A 15710-nucleotide genomic window follows, 5' to 3' on the forward strand; every position below is an offset into this window, starting at 1 on the left:
CGTGGCCCCCGTCACACAGGTGACAGATTACGCATGATGTCGCTTGTGTGCCAGCGTTTGGATCAGAAAGTTCCGGCGGAATGCAGCCCGTCAGACCTGCTTCGTTCGCGACGTCGGACCTCGCCGCACAACCCTCGGCCGACGCTGCCCGGACGACATCTGGTCGCTAGCCACGCTGCGCCTGCGGGCCGGCGCCGACTCGCTCGGACACTCAGGTGCCGAAGGCGGCGCCGTAGTCATTCGCATAGAACAACTGCGCCAGCATCAGGGCGATCAGGCTGATCAGCACCAGGTTGACCAGCATCGACTGCGCGGTGTTCCTCCCCACCCCGACAGGGCCGCCGGAGGCGTTGTATCCGTAGAACGTCGCCACGACGGTGATCACGAACCCGATGACGGTTCCGGAGATGGTCGCGAAAGCCAGTTCAGCCGGCCCCTGGAGCAGGAACAGCACATCGGTGTAGCCGCCCGCCGACACCGCCTCCAGCAGGTCGACGTAGAACAGCCCGCACGCCATGAAGAAGATCTGGAGGGCGATGACGAACATCGCAGGAATGACGATGATCGCGGCGACGACCTTGGTTCCGACGAGGTAGGGAAGCGATCGCACGCCCATCACGTCCATGGCGTCGATCTCTTCGCTGATTCGCATGGCGCCTAGCTCGGCCACGATGCCACAGCCGTACTTGGAGGCCAGGACCCACCCGAATACGATGACGAGCACTCCTCGCATCATCGGCACGGCGGGGATCGCTCCTGCGTAGCTCTCGAGCCCGATGCCTTCGAAGAGGAAGGTGGTCGTGATCCCGACGAGCGCACCCATCATGAAGATCATGAAGAGGATGACCAGCATGTTGCCGCGGATCAGGACGGCACTCTGCCGGACCACCTCTGCGGGATAGAGCCTGATGGCCGCCGGGATGGACCTGATGACGTCGACTCCAAAGCCGACGAGTCCGCCGGACTGTCGTACAGGATGGGCGAGTGGCCCCAGCAACGATTCCGGTTCCGAGGTCCTGCCGGAGCGCTGCGCGGCAGCGTCGTCTGTCACAGCGTCGCGCGGAGTGGTGTCGGTCATCGCAGGGCCCCCAGCCCCGGGAAGAATCCCAGGATCAGTGCGTTGTAGCCGAGCTGCATCACGAAGAGCGCCATGAACGCCGAGACCACAGCCTGGTTGACGGCCTTGCCGAGGCCGATGGCACCGCCGGAGGCCGACAGGCCCTTGTAGGCACAGACTGCACCGATCAGTAGGCCGGCAAGGAAGCAGTTCAGCACCAACGCACCGATCTCCACCGTGCTCATCGTGGTCCAGACGAATGCACCGTAGAAGTCAGCCGGCGGGATGCCGGCGATGAGCGTGGATCCGAGCTGCGATGACAGCACTGTGATCAGCTCAGCCGGAATCGCCAGCAGCGTGGTCAGCAGCGTGATCGACACGATGCGGGGCACGACCAGCGCGCGCACCGGGTCGATGCCCATGACCTCCATGGCATCCAGCTCCTCGCGAACCTTTCGCGATCCCAGCTCCGCCGTGCAGGCCGCGCCGACGACGCCCGCGACGAGCAGGGTCGCGACCCAGACCGTGAAGCTTCGCGTGGACTGGACGAGCAACAGTGGACCGTACAGCTCTGAGACGCCAGCGTTCTGGATCCACGTCACCGAGGGGACCGCGAGGGTCATCAGGAAGCCCGCGAGCGCTATCGAGATCGACAGCCAGGATCGCTTGATGGTGTAGCTCATGTCGTCCAGCACATCGCCCCAGTAGCCACGGGGATGGCGGACAGCGCTCCACAGGACCTTGCCCAGGAGGACAGCCGTCCCGCCAGCTTCGAGCGCTACCGATCGGACCGGGCCGGGGAGATAGGCGACAGCACTGGAGAGGCGGCCGCCGTACGGTCCGTCCGGCTCGATCGGCGGACCGTCGTAGGAAGCGGCGTCGGCTTCAAGTTCCTGGGTCATCGTGCTTCCTTGAGAAGGGCGTCATGCGATTCGTGGGCGGCGCAGGTCGGTTCGGTCGCCGAGCTTGGCCACGCACCTGAGCGTGCCGTGGGTCACATGGATGACAGATTACGCATACTGTCGCCTGAATGACAAGGACTCGGACTTCATCTCGACCCGTCGCTGGCTTGTCTGCCGTCGGGCTGCAAGAGCTCGAGGTCTACGGCGACGTGAGGACGTCCCACACGGCGTCCTCGCCGAGGCCGGCGGCTGCCCCGCCCAGCGACGTTGCCCATTGGTGCTCGGACCCTGCTTCATCCCGCCACGCCCAGAGCCTGGAGGTGTAGAGGTGCAGTGGATACTCGGCGGTGATACCCATCCCGCCGTGCAGCTGGTGCGCCAGCCGGGCTGCGACGGTGGCTGCTCGCGCGGCGGTAACACGTGCCGCTGCCACTGCGGCGGTTGTCTCAGCGGAATCCAACCGGTGCAGGGCATGGTCTTTTGCGCGCTGCAGCCCGGCCTCGACCTGGACCAGCTCTGCCTTGACGGTCGCGAGGAGTCCGGCGACTGCCGGGATCCTGACCAGCGGCGCACCGAACTGCTCTCGTCCGTTGACGTAGTCCCGCGTCAGGCCGTAGGCACTCTCGATCGTGCCCGCCAGCACCGCCGCCCAGAGGAGGGCAAGGCGGTTCCGGATCGCCGCAACACTGGGCGCCGAGGCGACCACGACGGCGGCATCACAGTTAAAGGTGACATCATCACGCTCTTCGCCCGCCTCGTTGACACGCGGTACGATCCGCACGGACTCACGCCTCAAGTCCACGAGGTGAACGCCAGAGGCGCTCACCACCAGCAGTACTGCTGCGTGTCGTGCCCAAGGCACCTCGAAGAGGTCCACCGTCCCGCCGCCCAGGTTCAGTACGACGTCCGGAGCCAGCATCGACACGGTGCAGACACCCGGAGGCGCAGGCACGTTGGCCTCCCCCAGCGCCCACCGCGCGATCCCGTTCTCCAGGAGAGGGCTGCTGACCACGTGCCGACCGACGGACTCTGCGAGGGCGATCAGGTCCGTCAGATCCCCTCCCGACCCACCCACGTCCTCGGCGAGCCCCACCCCGGCGAGCCCGAGATCTTCGAGAGAAGTCCAGATCGCCGGCAGATCGCCTGCCGGCGGCTCCTGAGCTCCCTTTGCCAGGTCGGCGATGAGCGAGTCGACCGCTGCAGAGGTTTCGTCCATCACTTCACTTCCTGACGTGCGATCAGCGAGAGCAGCACCTCTGCCGCTCCCCCCCGGATGCTGTACCCGGGCGAAGCGAGGAGTGCTTGTCGGAACCCGTCGTTCCGCAGTCGCCCGGGTCGCAGGCCCGAGTCTGAATAGGCCTTGCGGGCGACTTCCAGGACGTCGTGCTCAAAGGCGTTGCCGAGGTACTTCAACGTCGCCGCTTGCTGGACCGGCGCCTCTCCGGCATCCAGCGCACGTGCGACCTGCCACGCGAGCTGGCGCAAGGTGGCCAGCCTGGCGACGAGATGCCCGAGGTCGGCACGGACGTCGATCACGCCGTCGCGAGCCACATCGAGGAGCTCTGCGAAGACCGGGTAGGTGCTCAGGAATCGTTCGGGCCCGCCCCGTTCGAACGACAGCTGTTCGACGACCTGCGCCCAGCCGTTGTCGATCGACCCCAGCACTCTGCCATCAGGAACGAAGGCATCCTCGAACAGGACCTCGTTGAAATGGTGCTCGCCCGCCAGGTCGACGATCGGCGAGACACTGATTCCTGATGTGTCCATGTCGAGGATGAACTCGGTCAGTCCCGACTGCTTCTTCTCGCCGCGACTGGTGCGCGCCAGCAGGTACATGTGGGTCGCGTGATGAGCACCGCTGGTCCAGATCTTGCGGCCCTTGATCACCCAGCCGCCGTCGACCTTGGTCGCGGTCGTTCGAAGTGAGGCGAGGTCGGAGCCGGCTTCAGGCTCGCTCATGCCGAGGCAGAACACGTAGTCGGCAGCCACGATCCCGGGCAGGATCTCCTTGCGTAGTGTTTCGCTGCCGTGCCGGATGATCGCCGGACCGATCTGCCGGTCCCCGACCCAGTGGGCCGCGACCGGAGCTCCCGCGCGCAGAAGCTCCTCGGTCACCGCAAGGCGTGCCGTGTTCGACAAGCCCCGACCCCCCACGTCGGTCGGCCAGGTGATCCCGATGAGGCCGCGCCGCGCCAGCTCCTTGCTGAAAGCCGGATCGAAGCCTCGGAGCCAGCTGTCGCTACGAGGCTGGTAGCGGCCCTGCTGCCTCCACGTCTCGACGAGAGCCCGGACTTCACGGCGCAAGTTCACGTGCTCGTCGCGCGGCGCCGCTCCGACTGCGTTCGAACTGGACATCGGTCAGTCACTTTCCGGTGAAGGTGCCTTGGCGACGATCCCTGAAGGCCGACATTGCCTCGTTGGCGTCGTCTGTCGAGGTCACCACGGCGAAGTGGGAGGAGATCAGGTCGAGCGCCGTACGCAGATCGCTGCGTAGGCCCGAGTACACCGCCCGCTTGATCATCTGGACGGCAACGGGAGGTTGCGCTGCCAGGGTGACCGCGAGTTGACGGACCTGCTCGTCGAGTTGGTCGTCCGGACAGACCTCATCGACGATGCCGAGAGCCAGCGCCCGATCTGCGTCGATGAACTCTCCGGTCCACAGCAGCCGAAGCGCAGTTCCGAGGCCCGCAACACGCGGCAGGTAGAAGCACCCTCCATCGCCCGGCACCAGCCCAGCGCGGATATAGCCCTCCGACATGCGCGCCGACGATGCCGCCAGGCGGATGTCGGCCATGAGCGCCATGTCCATACCGGCTCCGATGGCGAAGCCGTTGATTGCCGCCAGATAGGGCTTCGAGAGTGCCTCGGCGGCATGCGCCACGTGATGTACCCGCTTGGCGAGCATGTCCTTCTCCGCCAGCGGCGTGCGCTCTCGCTCACCGAAGATGCTCAGGTCGACCCCGGTGCAGAAGGAGTCACCGGATCCGGTGAGCACGACGACCCGAACGTCCGGGTCGGACTCGGCGCTCCGAAGCGCGTCGGCCCACTGGTCGACGATCTCGAGAGTGAAGGAGTTCTTCTTCTCGGGCCGGTTGATCCGAATGGTCGCGATGTGGTCCGAGACCGTGTACTCGAAGTCAGCCATCGTTCTCCCCTGTGACATCGAAGGTGGTGTTGGCGCCCGCGGTAGCACTGGCCTCGCCGTTCGAGGCCGTGGCTGACCTGAAGCCCGCCACGGCCTCGGCGAAGTCGTCGCTCGCGACGTTGATCGCCTGAGCACGCGCCTCGTTCTGCATGGCCTGCTCGAGAGTCAGTGACATTGCCTCATCGATGAGACGCTTCGTCTGAACCAGCGCCAGCCGAGGACTTGCCACCAGGCGTTCGACGAGATGCTCGACCTCCGTCTCGAGGTCGAACGACGGTACGACCTTGGTGACGAGCCCGAAGTCGAGCGCCTCCTCCGCCGAGATGGTCTCGGCCAAGAGGCACAGCAACTTGGCGCGGCGCACACCCACGAGCCGTGGGAGTATCCAGCTCCCCCCGCCGTCGACCGAGAGCGCCCGCTTGACGAAGATCTCCGAGAATCGAGCGCGGTCCGACGCAATTACGAAGTCGCAACCGATGGCCAGGTTCATTCCGACACCGAAGGCGACGCCGTCGACCTGTGCGACGGTCGGAATGGGCAGGCGGTGGAGGGCGAGGATCACTTGGTTGAACCACTCCATTCGCTCGAGCTGCGTGCGATGGCTCGGTGCACCTCCAGAGATGTCGGCGCCGGCGGAGAAGTTCGCTCCGGCTCCGGTGATCACCAAGGCACGGACGTCGGGATCGTTCGCGACGGCGGCCAGTCTCTCCTGCAGCTGTGACCACGTCGCCGTGTCGATCGCGTTCTTTCGCTCCGGCCGGTTGAGAACGAGCCGCGCACACCCGTCCGCCTGCCTCCATTCGACTTCGCTCATGGTCAGCGAGGCGCCATGCGGATCGCGCCGTCGAGACGAATGGTCTCGCCGTTCAGCATCGGGTTGTCGATGATGTGGGCGGCGAGCGAGGCGTACTCGTCGGGAGTTCCGAGACGCTTGGGGTGCGGGACCGACGCACCGAGCGAGTCTCGAACCTCCTGGGAGAGCCTGCCCAGCAGGGGGGTCTCGAAGATGCCGGGCGCGATCGTGCACACACGGATCTCCTTGCCCGCGAGGTCGCGCGCGGCGACGAGCGTCATTCCGACGACGCCAGCCTTCGAGGACGCGTAGGGGATCTGGCCGATCTGACCCTCGAACGCGGCGACCGACGCCGTCATGATGATGACGCCGCGCTCGCCGTCGACCGACTCCGTGCGAGCCAGGCGGGCGGCGGCCAGGCGCAGGACGTTGAAGGAACCGACAAGGTTGATGTTGATGACCTTCGTGTAGTGCTCCAGAGGCGCCGGATTGCCTTGCTTGTCGAGGATCCGCAGCGTGTGACCGGAGCCGGCACAGTGGACGACGGCACGGATCGTGCCTGCCTTCTCCGCTGCGTCCAGCGCCTCGTTGACCGAGTGCTCGTCACGGACGTCGCCACCAACGAAGTGTCCGCCGAGCTGGTCGGCGACGGCCTGTCCGTCAGAAGTTGGCAGGTCGAGGATGGTGACCGTGGCTCCGGACTTCGCGAGGATGCGAGCTGTTGCGAGCCCGAGTCCCGATGCACCGCCGGTGACCAGGACTGAGGTGTTTTCGATCTTCATCGGTGTTCCTTTCGGAGGTTTGGTCTGAGCTGGAGGCCGGCTCAGAGCCGCTCGATCAGGGTTGCGTTGGCCATGCCGCCGGCCTCGCACATGGACTGCAGGCCGAAGCGACCGTTGGTGTCCTCGAGCGCGTGGAGCATCGTGGTCATCAGGCGGGCGCCCGATCCTCCGAGCGGGTGCCCCAGCGCGATGGCTCCGCCTGCGGGGTTCAGCCTGGCCGGGTCGGCGTCGAACTCGGACTGCCATGCAAGGGGCACTGGTGCGAATGCTTCGTTGATCTCGTAGTGATCGATGTCATCGATGCCGATACCCGCCTTGGCGAGCAGCTTGTGGGTGGCCGGAATCGGTCCCGTGAGCATCAGGATCGGATCGTCGGCAGCGACTGCGAAGCTGTGGAATCGCGCGCGGGGGGTGAGGCCGAGCTGCTCGGCCCGAGTGGCGCTCATGACCAGCATGGCGCTGGCGCCGTCGGTGATCTGCGACGAGTTGCCCGCGGTGACCGACCAGTCGATCTCCGGGAATCGCTCCAGGTGCGCGGGATTCTCGAAGGCCGGCTTCAGCTCGGCCAGCTTTGCCGGGGTGGTCGACGGGCGAATCGTCTCGTCCCTGTCGACGACGACTTCATTCCCTGCCTCGTCGGTCACGACGATCGGCACGATCTCGCGCTGGAATCCGCCATCGGCCTGACGGGCGGCGGCGCGAGCGTGTGAGTTCGAAGCGTAGGCATCCTGCTGCTCGCGCGACAGCTTCCACTTCGCAGCGATGAGTTCGGCGGAGATGCCCTGCGGGATGAGTCCGGGCGCGAAGCGCTGCGCGACAGACGGTCCGTAGGGGTCCATCCCGATCGCGCTGGCACCCATGGGGATACGACTCATGGACTCGACGCCAGCGACGACGGCGATGTCGTACGCGCCCGCCATCACTCCCTGCGCCGCGAAGTGAGCTGCCTGCTGGCTGGAGCCGCACTTGCGCTCGACCGTGGTCGACGGGACGTGGATGGGCAGGCCAGCTGCGAGCCACGCCATCCGGCCGACGTTCCCCGCCTGCTCGCCCACCTGGCTGACGCATCCGGTCAGCACGTCGTCGACCTGTCCCGGGTCGATTCCGACCCGGTCCAGCAGGCCCTTGACGGTCTGGGCCAGCAGCTCGACCGGGTGGAGGCTCGAGAGCGCGCCGCCTGCCTTGCCCTTCGCCATGGGCGACCTGACCGCATCAACGATCACCGCATCGATCATCTGAGTTCTCCTCGACCTGCATGGGAGTCAAGCGTCCGCGTCCCCTGCGACTCTGCTTGCTCGAACCGTTATCTTGGGCGACAGATTACAGATGCTGTCGCATGTTGCCAATACCCTTCAGTGCTCTGCGCTTCCAGTGACGGCAACTCGTTGACCAGCGACAGATGACAATGTATGTTGATCGTCACCTTGTCGAGAGGATCAACGTAGTGGAGTTCCAGCTCTCGGTCGACGGGCACGGAGTCGACAGCGCGGCTCGGTTCCCCGTGGAGAATCCGGCCACCGGTCAGGTCTTCGCGTACGCTCCCGATTCCTCGGCGAGCACCGTCGACAGTGTCATGGCGTCTGCCTCCAACGCCTTCGCACGCTGGAGATCCGGCGATGGCGCTCGATGCGAGGCGCTGGCACGATGCGCTGCCGCGATCATGTCCGCAGCCGACGAGCTCGCCGCACTGCTGACGGCCGAGCAGGGAAAGCCTCTCGCCGACGCGATGTCCGAGGTTCGTGCCACCGCCGGGTGGTTCAGCCACTTCTCGAAGTTCACCGCGCCGAGCGAGATTCTCCAGGATGACGCCACAGCGCTCGTCGATGTGAAGCGGAGTCCTCTGGGGGTGGTCCTGGCCATCACCCCTTGGAACTACCCGTTGCTCCTCGCTGGCTTCAAGCTCGCCCCTGCACTGCGCGCAGGCAACACCGTGGTCCTGAAGCCGTCTCCGTACACACCTCTATCCAGCCTCGCTCTCGGCGAGATCCTGTCCGCAGTCCTGCCCTCAGGTGTCGTGCAGGTCATCACGGGTCTCGACAGCCTGGGGCCCGTCCTCACCAGACATCCGCAGGTGCGAAAGATCAGTTTCACCGGCTCGACCACGACCGGACGGCTGGTCGCGGAGAGCGCCGCACGCGGCTTGAAGCACGTCACGTTGGAGCTCGGGGGCAACGACGCGGCCATCATGCTCGACGACCTCACGCCGCGGGATGTGGTGGATCGGATCTTCTGGTCCGCCTTCGCGAACAACGGGCAGACGTGTATTGCGATCAAGCGGTTGTACGTGCCCCGATCGAGCTACGAGGAGACCGTCGACCTCTTGGCTGAGTGCGCCAACCAGGTCGCCGTGGGAGCTGGCGACCAGGAGGGCATCCGCCTCGGTCCGTTGAACAACGCGCTCCAGCTCGAGACCGTTTCGAGCATGGTCGACGCCGCGGTGCGGGCGGGTGCCGACGCGGTCACCGGCGGCAGGCTGATCGACCGCCCCGGCTACTTCTACGAACCCACCATCGTCACAGGTGCCGCTGACGACTCCGACCTGGTGGCCCGCGAGCAGTTCGGCCCGGCGCTCCCGGTCCTCGTCTACGACGACCTGGACGAGGCCGTGGAGCGGGCCAATGCCACCGACTTCGGCCTTGGCGGTTCCGTGTGGGGGACGGACCGCGAACGCGCAGCGAGCGTGGCATCGCGCCTCGACTGCGGCAACGCGTGGGTCAACACCCACATGACCTTGTCGCCGAACCTGCCGTTTGCGGCCACCAAGAGCAGCGGCCTCGGCGTCGAGAACGGCCTACTCGGCTACCTGAGCTTCACCGAGCTGCAAACCCGGCACATCCCCAAGGGATGAACCGAACAACCGATCTGGAGACACTGTGACTGAAACCGTCATCGAAGCGCCCGCGCTCCTCGTCGAGCGCCAGGGCCACGTGCTGATCCTGACCATCAACCGCCCGTCGGCGCGCAACGCGATCGATGTCGACGTGACCGAGGCTCTCGGTGACGCGATGGAAACGGCAGATGCGGACCCGGAGGTACGTGTCGTCGTGCTCACGGGCGCGGGCGACAAGTCGTTCTGCGCCGGCGCGGACCTGAAGGCGATCGCGCGCGGAGACAACCTCCTGCCGACCACCGGCAAGCGGGCGAAGTGGGGGTTTGCGGGCTACGCGAGCCACCACATCTCCAAGCCCACCATCGCTGCCGTCAACGGGGCCGCTCTCGGAGGCGGAACGGAGCTGGTGCTCGCCAGCGACATCGTCGTTGCCGCCGAGACCGCCGTGTTCGGCCTCCCCGAGGTCAAGCGCGGCATCATCGCCGGAGCCGGCGGCGTCTTCCGCCTTCCACAGCAGGTCTCGCCCAAGATCGCGAACGAGCTGATCTTCACCGGCGAGCCGGTGACTGCTGCTCGGGCGCTCGAGCTGGGCCTGGTGAATCGGGTCGTGGCTGCCGACGAGGTGATGGCGACCGCACTGGGCCTGGCCGACCTCATTGCGGCGAATGCTCCGCTGGCCGTGCAGGCCAGCAAGCGCGTCTCGCAGCAACTCATCGACGGCGTAGCGGTCACAGAGGAGCACCGGTGGGAGATCTCGGCCGCCGAGCGTGCCGGCGTTCGCGAGTCGGAGGACGCGAAGGAGGGTCCCCGCGCCTTCGCAGAGAAGCGCCCGCCCGTGTGGCGGGCACGCTGACCCACGGCCGAGCTCCCTGAACCTCGACGAACGGACCTACCCCTCGTGCCCATCGAGAACGACCACGCTTCGGCCCCACCCTCTGGCCCGTTGACCTCGCTCCGCGTCATCGAGCTCGCCGGCATCGGGCCCGGGCCCTTCGCCGCGATGATGCTTGCCGACATGGGCGCCACGGTGATTCGGATCGACCGCGCTGACGCGGTTCCCGCAACCAGGCCAACGGGGGCGCACCCGGACGTGCTCAACCGTGGGCGCCGGTCGATCGCCGTCGACCTCAAGTCCGATGCCGGTCGAGATCTCGTCCTGGACCTGGTCGAGACCGCGGACATCCTGATCGAGGGATATCGGCCGGGCGTGACCGAGAGGCTCGGCCTCGGCCCCGCCGACTGCCTCGCCCGGAACGCGAGGCTGGTCTACGGACGCATGACCGGCTGGGGACAGACCGGCCCGATGTCGCAGTTCGCCGGTCACGACATCAACTACATCGCGCTCACCGGTGCCCTGCATGCCGTGGGACGGGCGGGTGAACGTCCGGTGCCTCCGCTGAACCTGGTCGGCGACTTCGGTGGCGGTGGTCTGATGCTCGCCTTCGGCATGGTCTCCGCCGTTCTCGAGGCGCGCTTGTCAGGTCGCGGACAGGTCGTCGACGCCGCGATGGTCGACGGCGCGAGTGTGCTGACGACCGCGATCCACGGCCTGCGCAACCGCGGGATCTGGGGTCGCCCTCACGGTGAGAACCTCCTGGACACCGGTGCGCCCTTCTACGAGGTCTACGAGTGCGCCGACGGCAAGTACGTGGCTGTTGGTGCGATCGAGCCCCAGTTCTACGCCGAGCTCGTGCGGCTCACCGGATTCGAGGGAGACCCCGACGACGCGGACCGGATGAACTCCGGATCGTGGCAATCCGCCAAGAAGCAATGGGCCGATCTCTTCGCCACGCGGACTCGCGACGAGTGGATCGAGCTCGGCGGATCATCCGACGCCTGCCTTGCACCAGTACTGGACTGGGACGAGGCGCCGAATCATCCGCACCTCGCAGCGCGCGAGACCTACGTCGAGCATGCCGGAGTCGTACAACCAGCACCGGCACCCCGGTTCGCAGAGACGCCCGGCCGAATCCAGCGTCCAGCCCCGTACCCGGGCGACCACACGGACGAGATCCTGCAGGAGGCGGGTCTGGGCGACGAAGCCGTGCGCCGGCTGCGCCAGGCTGGGACCGTTCGCTAGGCCTTGGGGGCCTGATCCAGCGTGGTCTCAGCGAGCGCTCGGTGGTCCGGTACCGCGCCAGCCTGTCGACGTTCTTCGCCTGGTGCGTGCGGGAGAAGGCGGTCGTGCGCAATCCGGTGACCGCGACGAAGGTCCCGAGGTCTTCGGAGGAGCCGACGGAGATGCGGCCGTGGACCGAGGCCGAGCTCGAGGCCACCTACGACCGCTGGAAGGCACGGGACCCGCACCTGGCTGACGTGCTCCTCGTGCTCGGCTGGACTGGGATGCGATGGGGCGAGGCGCGCTCCGTGCTGGTCGAGGACGTGGTCGACGTACCCACGCCCGGGCTGCTGGTGCGGCGCTCGCAGACCGAGGGTGGCGCGATCAAGGCCACGAAGGGTCGCCGCGGGCGTCGGGTGCCGGTTGCTGATCGCGTCCTGCCGATCGTCCAGCGCATGGCGGAGGGCAAGGAGCCGACCGACCTGCTGATCACCACGGGCGGAGGAGCTCAGCTCCATCGCACCGCTGTGCTGCGCACGGTCAAGTGGGACCAGACCGCGGGTGGCCGGCGCATCCACGACCTGCGGCACACGGCTGCGTGCCTGTGGCTGGCACGTGGCGTGGACCCCGGCACCGTGCAGGCGTGGATGGGGCACGAGTCGATCGCGACCACGAACCGCTACCTGCACTTCCTCGGCACGTCGGCGGCCCAGGCCGGGCTTGATCGGTTGAACGACCCGAGCCGCGGCCCCGCCGTGAGACCCGACCTCGAGACCGAGGCGTCAGACCGCCTCGGTCGGAGCACCCGGGAGGCGCTGCGCGGCACGCCCACCGGCCGGGGGTACGCCGGGGGTAAGCGGGACGGCCCAGCGCGGTGAACCCCGTCCATGGAAGTCCCAACCCAATAGACCCGAAAACGCGAGAACCGGCAGGTCAGAGGCGACCTGCCGGTTCTTGCTTGCTGGTGGAGGTGAGGGGATTNCGAACGAGACGCGCTACCAACTGCGCCACACCCCCAAGCGAGGGGAAACGTTAGCACCACGCCCGCAGCCGGAACGAATCCGGGGTGGGACGCTCAGCCCTCCGCGTTGCGGGCCCGAGCCTCGTGGATGACGTCGGCGCCGGACACGTCGTCGGCCTCCGGCGCGTACCGGCTCGTCGAGGGATCGACGTCCTGGTCGGGGTTGCGGTCCTCGTCCGCGGTGCCGGGCGGAGCCTGGCCCTCGTCGTCGGCCGACTGGCCGCGTGAGGAGAGGCCATCGGTGTCGCCGAGGTCCTCGGCGGCGCCGGGATCGCTGCGCTGGGTGTCGGGCGAGACGGCGGTACCGGAGTCGCCGTACTCCAGCTCCTCGCGCCGGGCCTGCTCCTCGTCGGCCTCGCCGACAGGCTGACCGCCGGTCAGGCGCTGGTCGTCGGCGTCCTGGGGCTGCGGCTCGTTGCCGCCGCTGTCCTGAATCATCTGGATCAACTCCCGAAGCCTGGTGGCCGGGAAGGTCCCGACCGGGCCCGCGAACGACGGGTGCGTGACGCTGCGCCGCGGGATCACGAGATACCCGCAGACCCGCGGGCGAGACGGGGCTCGCCGAGAAATCGTGTCAGCTGCCGGAGGCGCGGCGCTCGACGTCGGCGTCCGCCTCGGCCTGGGCGCGCTGGGCGTCGGCCTCGCGGGCGAGCTGGGAGTCGGCCTCGTTGCGGCCCGAGCTCCAGACGCCGGTGGAGTCGAGGTCGATGGTGCGGACCGTGCGGCCGGCGGGCGCCTTGGCGACGTACGTCGGCAGCGGGACGGGGACCGGGGTCCAACCGTCGGCGGCGGGCTCCTCGGTGAGGACCTCGGCGGTGACGGCCGGGATCTCGTCGGTGTCGTCGGTGATCGCGTCGAACGGCGAGATCGCGGAGACCTCGGCGTCCTCGGCCTCGATCACCTCGTCGGCCAGGGTACGACGCCGGCGGCGCGCCGAGGCGGCACGGGCGGCCTGCTCGCGGCGCACCATCAGCCGGCAGGCGACCAGCCAGGCGACCAGCAGCGTGAGGGGAGCGGCGAGCCAGACGAGGCCGATGACCTTGCCGATGCCGAGGCCACCCACGAGGAGGTTCATCAGCACGAGCAGGTTGAAGACCCGGCGGCGGCGCTCGGCCGCGCGACGGGCGGCGAGGCGCTGCTGCAGCGGCGGGCGCGACGGACGCGAGGGGGCCGGGGTGGAAGCACGCGGCGCAGGGGTGGGCGCCGCGGGCTCCTCGACAGCCCGGTCGTCGGGAGCGGTGACCAGCTCGGCGGCGGTGGCGGAGACGGCCTCGCGTCGGGCCAGCACCCGCAGCCGGTCGGAGAAGCCGTCGACAGAGCGGCTGTCGGTCTCCTCCTCGTGGCTCCTGAGCGCCTTGGGAACGAGGTAGACCGCCCACGCCACGAACAAGGCGACGAAGATCAGGCTGCTCAGGTCCACACGGAGAGGTTAGGAGCGTTAGCGCAGGGTGGGGCGCATGTCCATCGGTGTGTCACAGATTGATTGGTGTGACGGATGTGATGCGAGGGTTCACCCGGTCGCCGGCGCGTCCAGGCGCACCAGCACGCCGCGCGGCGCCTCCTCGCGGGTGACCGCGAAGATGCGGTGGTCGCGCCACTCGCCGTCGATGTGCAGGAACAGCGGCGCGTAGCCGATCTCGCGGATCTCCAGCTTCTCCACGACCCGCAGCGAGTTGGTGTTCTCGGGACGGATGCAGATCTCGATCCGGTGCAGCCCCGCGGTGAAGAAGCAGTGGTCGATCACCATCGCGACCGCGCGCGGGATCACGCCGCGGCCGGCGAACTCCTGGTCGATCCAGTACCCCACCGACGCGAACTGCGCGGACCCGCGAACGATGTTGTTCACACTGACCTGCCCGGCGAAGCGGCCGTCGACCTCCACCACGAAGGGGTACGTCGTCCCCTGCCGCGCGGACTTGCGAAGCCGCTTCACCAGCGCCCGGAAGGACATCGGCCGCGCGTCGGCACCCGGCGGCGCCGTGGCGTCCCAGCGGGCCAGCCAGAGCGCGTTGCGGCGCCGGGCCGAGCGCCAGGCGCGGGCGTCTCGCAGGCTGATCGGCCGCAGCCGGACGACCGGGTCGGTGCCGGAGATCAGCTCGTTGGGCCACGCGCGCCCTGGGACCCCGACGACCATCCGCTCCCGAGGAGCGGACGCGGAGCCGCTCAATGGTCGCTCCCCACGATCTGCTCGACGGCGTGCACGATCACCGGGTCCAGTACGGCGAGCGCGTCCTTCACGCCACCACGCGACCCCGGCAGGTTGACCACCAGCGCCCGCCCGGCGACGCCGGCGAGTCCTCGCGACAGCACCGCCGTCGGGACCCCCTTCGCCACCCCGGCAGCGCGGATCGCCTCGGCGAGACCGGGCACCTCGCGGTCCAGCAGCGGGCGGGTCACCTCGGGCGTGCGGTCGGTCGGCGTGAGGCCGGTACCACCGGTGGTCAGGACCACCCGCGCTCCCCCGTCGACCGCGGCGGCGATCGCGAGCCCGACCGGCTCACCGTCGGGGCACACGACGGGAGCGCCGACCGAGAACCCCCACCCCTCCAGGGCGGCGACGATCAGGGGGCCGGTCGTGTCGTCGTAGACCCCTGCTGCGGCGCGGTTCGAGGCCACGACCACGACGGCCGGCAGTCCGGCCACGGAACTCATCGGGCCCAGTCCCCCGACTTGCCCCCGGACTTCGCCTCGACCCGCACGTCGGTGATCACCGCGCCCTTGTCGACCGCCTTGACCATGTCGATGACCGTGAGCGCCGCGACCGTGACGGCGGTCAGCGCCTCCATCTCCACTCCGGTGCGGTCGGTTGTCTTCACCGTCGCCGCGATCTCGACGGCGTCGTCGGCGACCGCGAGGTCGACGGTGACACCGGAGATCGCGAGCGGGTGGCACAGCGGGATCAGCGCGGGGGTCTGCTTGGCGCCCATGATCCCCGCGATCCGGGCGACGGCGAGCGCGTCGCCCTTCGGCACGCCCTCGCCGCGCAGCAGCGCGATCACCTCGGTCGACACGAGCACCCGCCCGGACGCCCGCGCGACGCGCGTGGTGACGTCCTTGGCGGACACGTCGACCATCCGTGCCGCGCCCGTCTCGTCGACGTGGGTCAGCCGGTCAGCCATCA

General features: G+C 68.2%; 17 protein-coding genes and 1 tRNA gene. 4 read left to right on the forward strand and 14 right to left on the reverse strand.

All coding sequences use genetic code 11. The annotated features are described in order from the left end of the window. Positions 1–211 precede the first annotated feature (211 nt). The 8 genes from ASE20_RS14145 to ASE20_RS14180 all read right to left on the reverse strand — a co-directional run bounded on the left by ASE20_RS14145 (position 212) and on the right by ASE20_RS14180 (position 7914). Positions 212–1078 (reverse strand): ABC transporter permease, encoded by an 867-nt coding sequence (locus tag ASE20_RS14145; protein WP_082612427.1) that lies wholly within the window; start codon positions 1076–1078, stop codon positions 212–214. Next, on the reverse strand, positions 1075–1959 hold the full coding sequence (locus ASE20_RS14150; protein ID WP_056895229.1) for an ABC transporter permease: 885 nt from the start codon (positions 1957–1959) through the stop codon (positions 1075–1077). Before ASE20_RS14150 ends, ASE20_RS14145 begins: the two co-directional genes overlap by 4 nt. 199 nt (positions 1960–2158) lie before the next feature. Next, complete coding sequence (locus ASE20_RS14155) at positions 2159–3175, reverse strand: acyl-CoA dehydrogenase family protein (protein WP_157538442.1); 1017 nt, start codon at positions 3173–3175, stop codon at positions 2159–2161. Beyond that, entirely contained in the window at positions 3175–4314 is a 1140-nt protein-coding gene (locus ASE20_RS14160; RefSeq protein WP_056895231.1) for an acyl-CoA dehydrogenase family protein, read from the reverse strand. Before ASE20_RS14160 ends, ASE20_RS14155 begins: the two co-directional genes overlap by 1 nt. A 7-nt stretch (positions 4315–4321) precedes the next feature. Beyond that, positions 4322–5104, reverse strand: coding sequence for an enoyl-CoA hydratase/isomerase family protein (locus tag ASE20_RS14165; RefSeq protein WP_056895232.1), 783 nt, complete (start codon positions 5102–5104; stop codon positions 4322–4324). Continuing rightward, positions 5097–5918, reverse strand: a complete 822-nt coding sequence (locus ASE20_RS14170; RefSeq protein WP_082612428.1) for an enoyl-CoA hydratase/isomerase family protein — start codon at positions 5916–5918, stop codon at positions 5097–5099. Before ASE20_RS14170 ends, ASE20_RS14165 begins: the two co-directional genes overlap by 8 nt. 2 nt (positions 5919–5920) lie before the next feature. Continuing rightward, positions 5921–6679, reverse strand: coding sequence for an SDR family NAD(P)-dependent oxidoreductase (locus tag ASE20_RS14175; protein ID WP_056895233.1), 759 nt, complete (start codon positions 6677–6679; stop codon positions 5921–5923). A gap of 41 nt (positions 6680–6720) precedes the next feature. Beyond that, complete coding sequence (locus tag ASE20_RS14180) at positions 6721–7914, reverse strand: thiolase family protein (protein ID WP_056895234.1); 1194 nt, start codon at positions 7912–7914, stop codon at positions 6721–6723. 209 nt (positions 7915–8123) lie between these two features. Here ASE20_RS14180 and ASE20_RS14185 point away from each other — a divergent pair, with 209 nt between their 5' ends. From ASE20_RS14185 to ASE20_RS14200, 4 genes are all read left to right on the forward strand, one after another. Next, positions 8124–9527, forward strand: coding sequence for an aldehyde dehydrogenase family protein (locus tag ASE20_RS14185; RefSeq protein ID WP_200952821.1), 1404 nt, complete (start codon positions 8124–8126; stop codon positions 9525–9527). A 25-nt stretch (positions 9528–9552) separates the two neighbouring features. Next, a complete protein-coding gene (locus ASE20_RS14190; RefSeq protein ID WP_082612429.1) occupies positions 9553–10362 on the forward strand; it encodes an enoyl-CoA hydratase-related protein in 810 nt (269 codons plus the stop codon). A gap of 90 nt (positions 10363–10452) precedes the next feature. After that, complete coding sequence (locus ASE20_RS14195) at positions 10453–11589, forward strand: CaiB/BaiF CoA transferase family protein (RefSeq protein WP_225869049.1); 1137 nt, start codon at positions 10453–10455, stop codon at positions 11587–11589. A 41-nt stretch (positions 11590–11630) separates the two neighbouring features. Then, positions 11631–12446, forward strand: coding sequence for a tyrosine-type recombinase/integrase (locus tag ASE20_RS14200; RefSeq protein WP_225869050.1), 816 nt, complete (start codon positions 11631–11633; stop codon positions 12444–12446). Positions 12447–12530: 84 nt separating this feature from the next. On the opposite strand, the gene ASE20_RS24760 is transcribed toward ASE20_RS14200, so the two are convergent. The 6 genes from ASE20_RS24760 to moaC all read right to left on the reverse strand — a co-directional run bounded on the left by ASE20_RS24760 (position 12531) and on the right by moaC (position 15708). Continuing rightward, positions 12531–12585: transfer RNA gene (locus ASE20_RS24760), tRNA-OTHER, on the reverse strand. A 58-nt stretch (positions 12586–12643) separates the two neighbouring features. Next, complete coding sequence (locus ASE20_RS14205) at positions 12644–13036, reverse strand: hypothetical protein (RefSeq protein ID WP_157538443.1); 393 nt, start codon at positions 13034–13036, stop codon at positions 12644–12646. A 127-nt stretch (positions 13037–13163) separates the two neighbouring features. Next, positions 13164–14009 (reverse strand): hypothetical protein, encoded by an 846-nt coding sequence (locus ASE20_RS14210; RefSeq protein WP_056895236.1) that lies wholly within the window; start codon positions 14007–14009, stop codon positions 13164–13166. A 90-nt stretch (positions 14010–14099) separates the two neighbouring features. Beyond that, positions 14100–14756 (reverse strand): GNAT family N-acetyltransferase, encoded by a 657-nt coding sequence (locus tag ASE20_RS14215; RefSeq protein WP_225869051.1) that lies wholly within the window; start codon positions 14754–14756, stop codon positions 14100–14102. After that, a complete protein-coding gene (locus ASE20_RS14220) occupies positions 14753–15241 on the reverse strand; it encodes a molybdenum cofactor biosynthesis protein B (protein WP_082612431.1) in 489 nt (162 codons plus the stop codon). Before ASE20_RS14220 ends, ASE20_RS14215 begins: the two co-directional genes overlap by 4 nt. Continuing rightward, a complete protein-coding gene (gene moaC / locus ASE20_RS14225) occupies positions 15238–15708 on the reverse strand; it encodes a cyclic pyranopterin monophosphate synthase MoaC (protein WP_056895238.1) in 471 nt (156 codons plus the stop codon). Before moaC ends, ASE20_RS14220 begins: the two co-directional genes overlap by 4 nt. Positions 15709–15710 lie beyond the last annotated feature (2 nt).

The organism is Nocardioides sp. Root240 (assembly GCF_001428825.1).
Lineage (GTDB): Bacteria > Actinomycetota > Actinomycetes > Propionibacteriales > Nocardioidaceae > Nocardioides.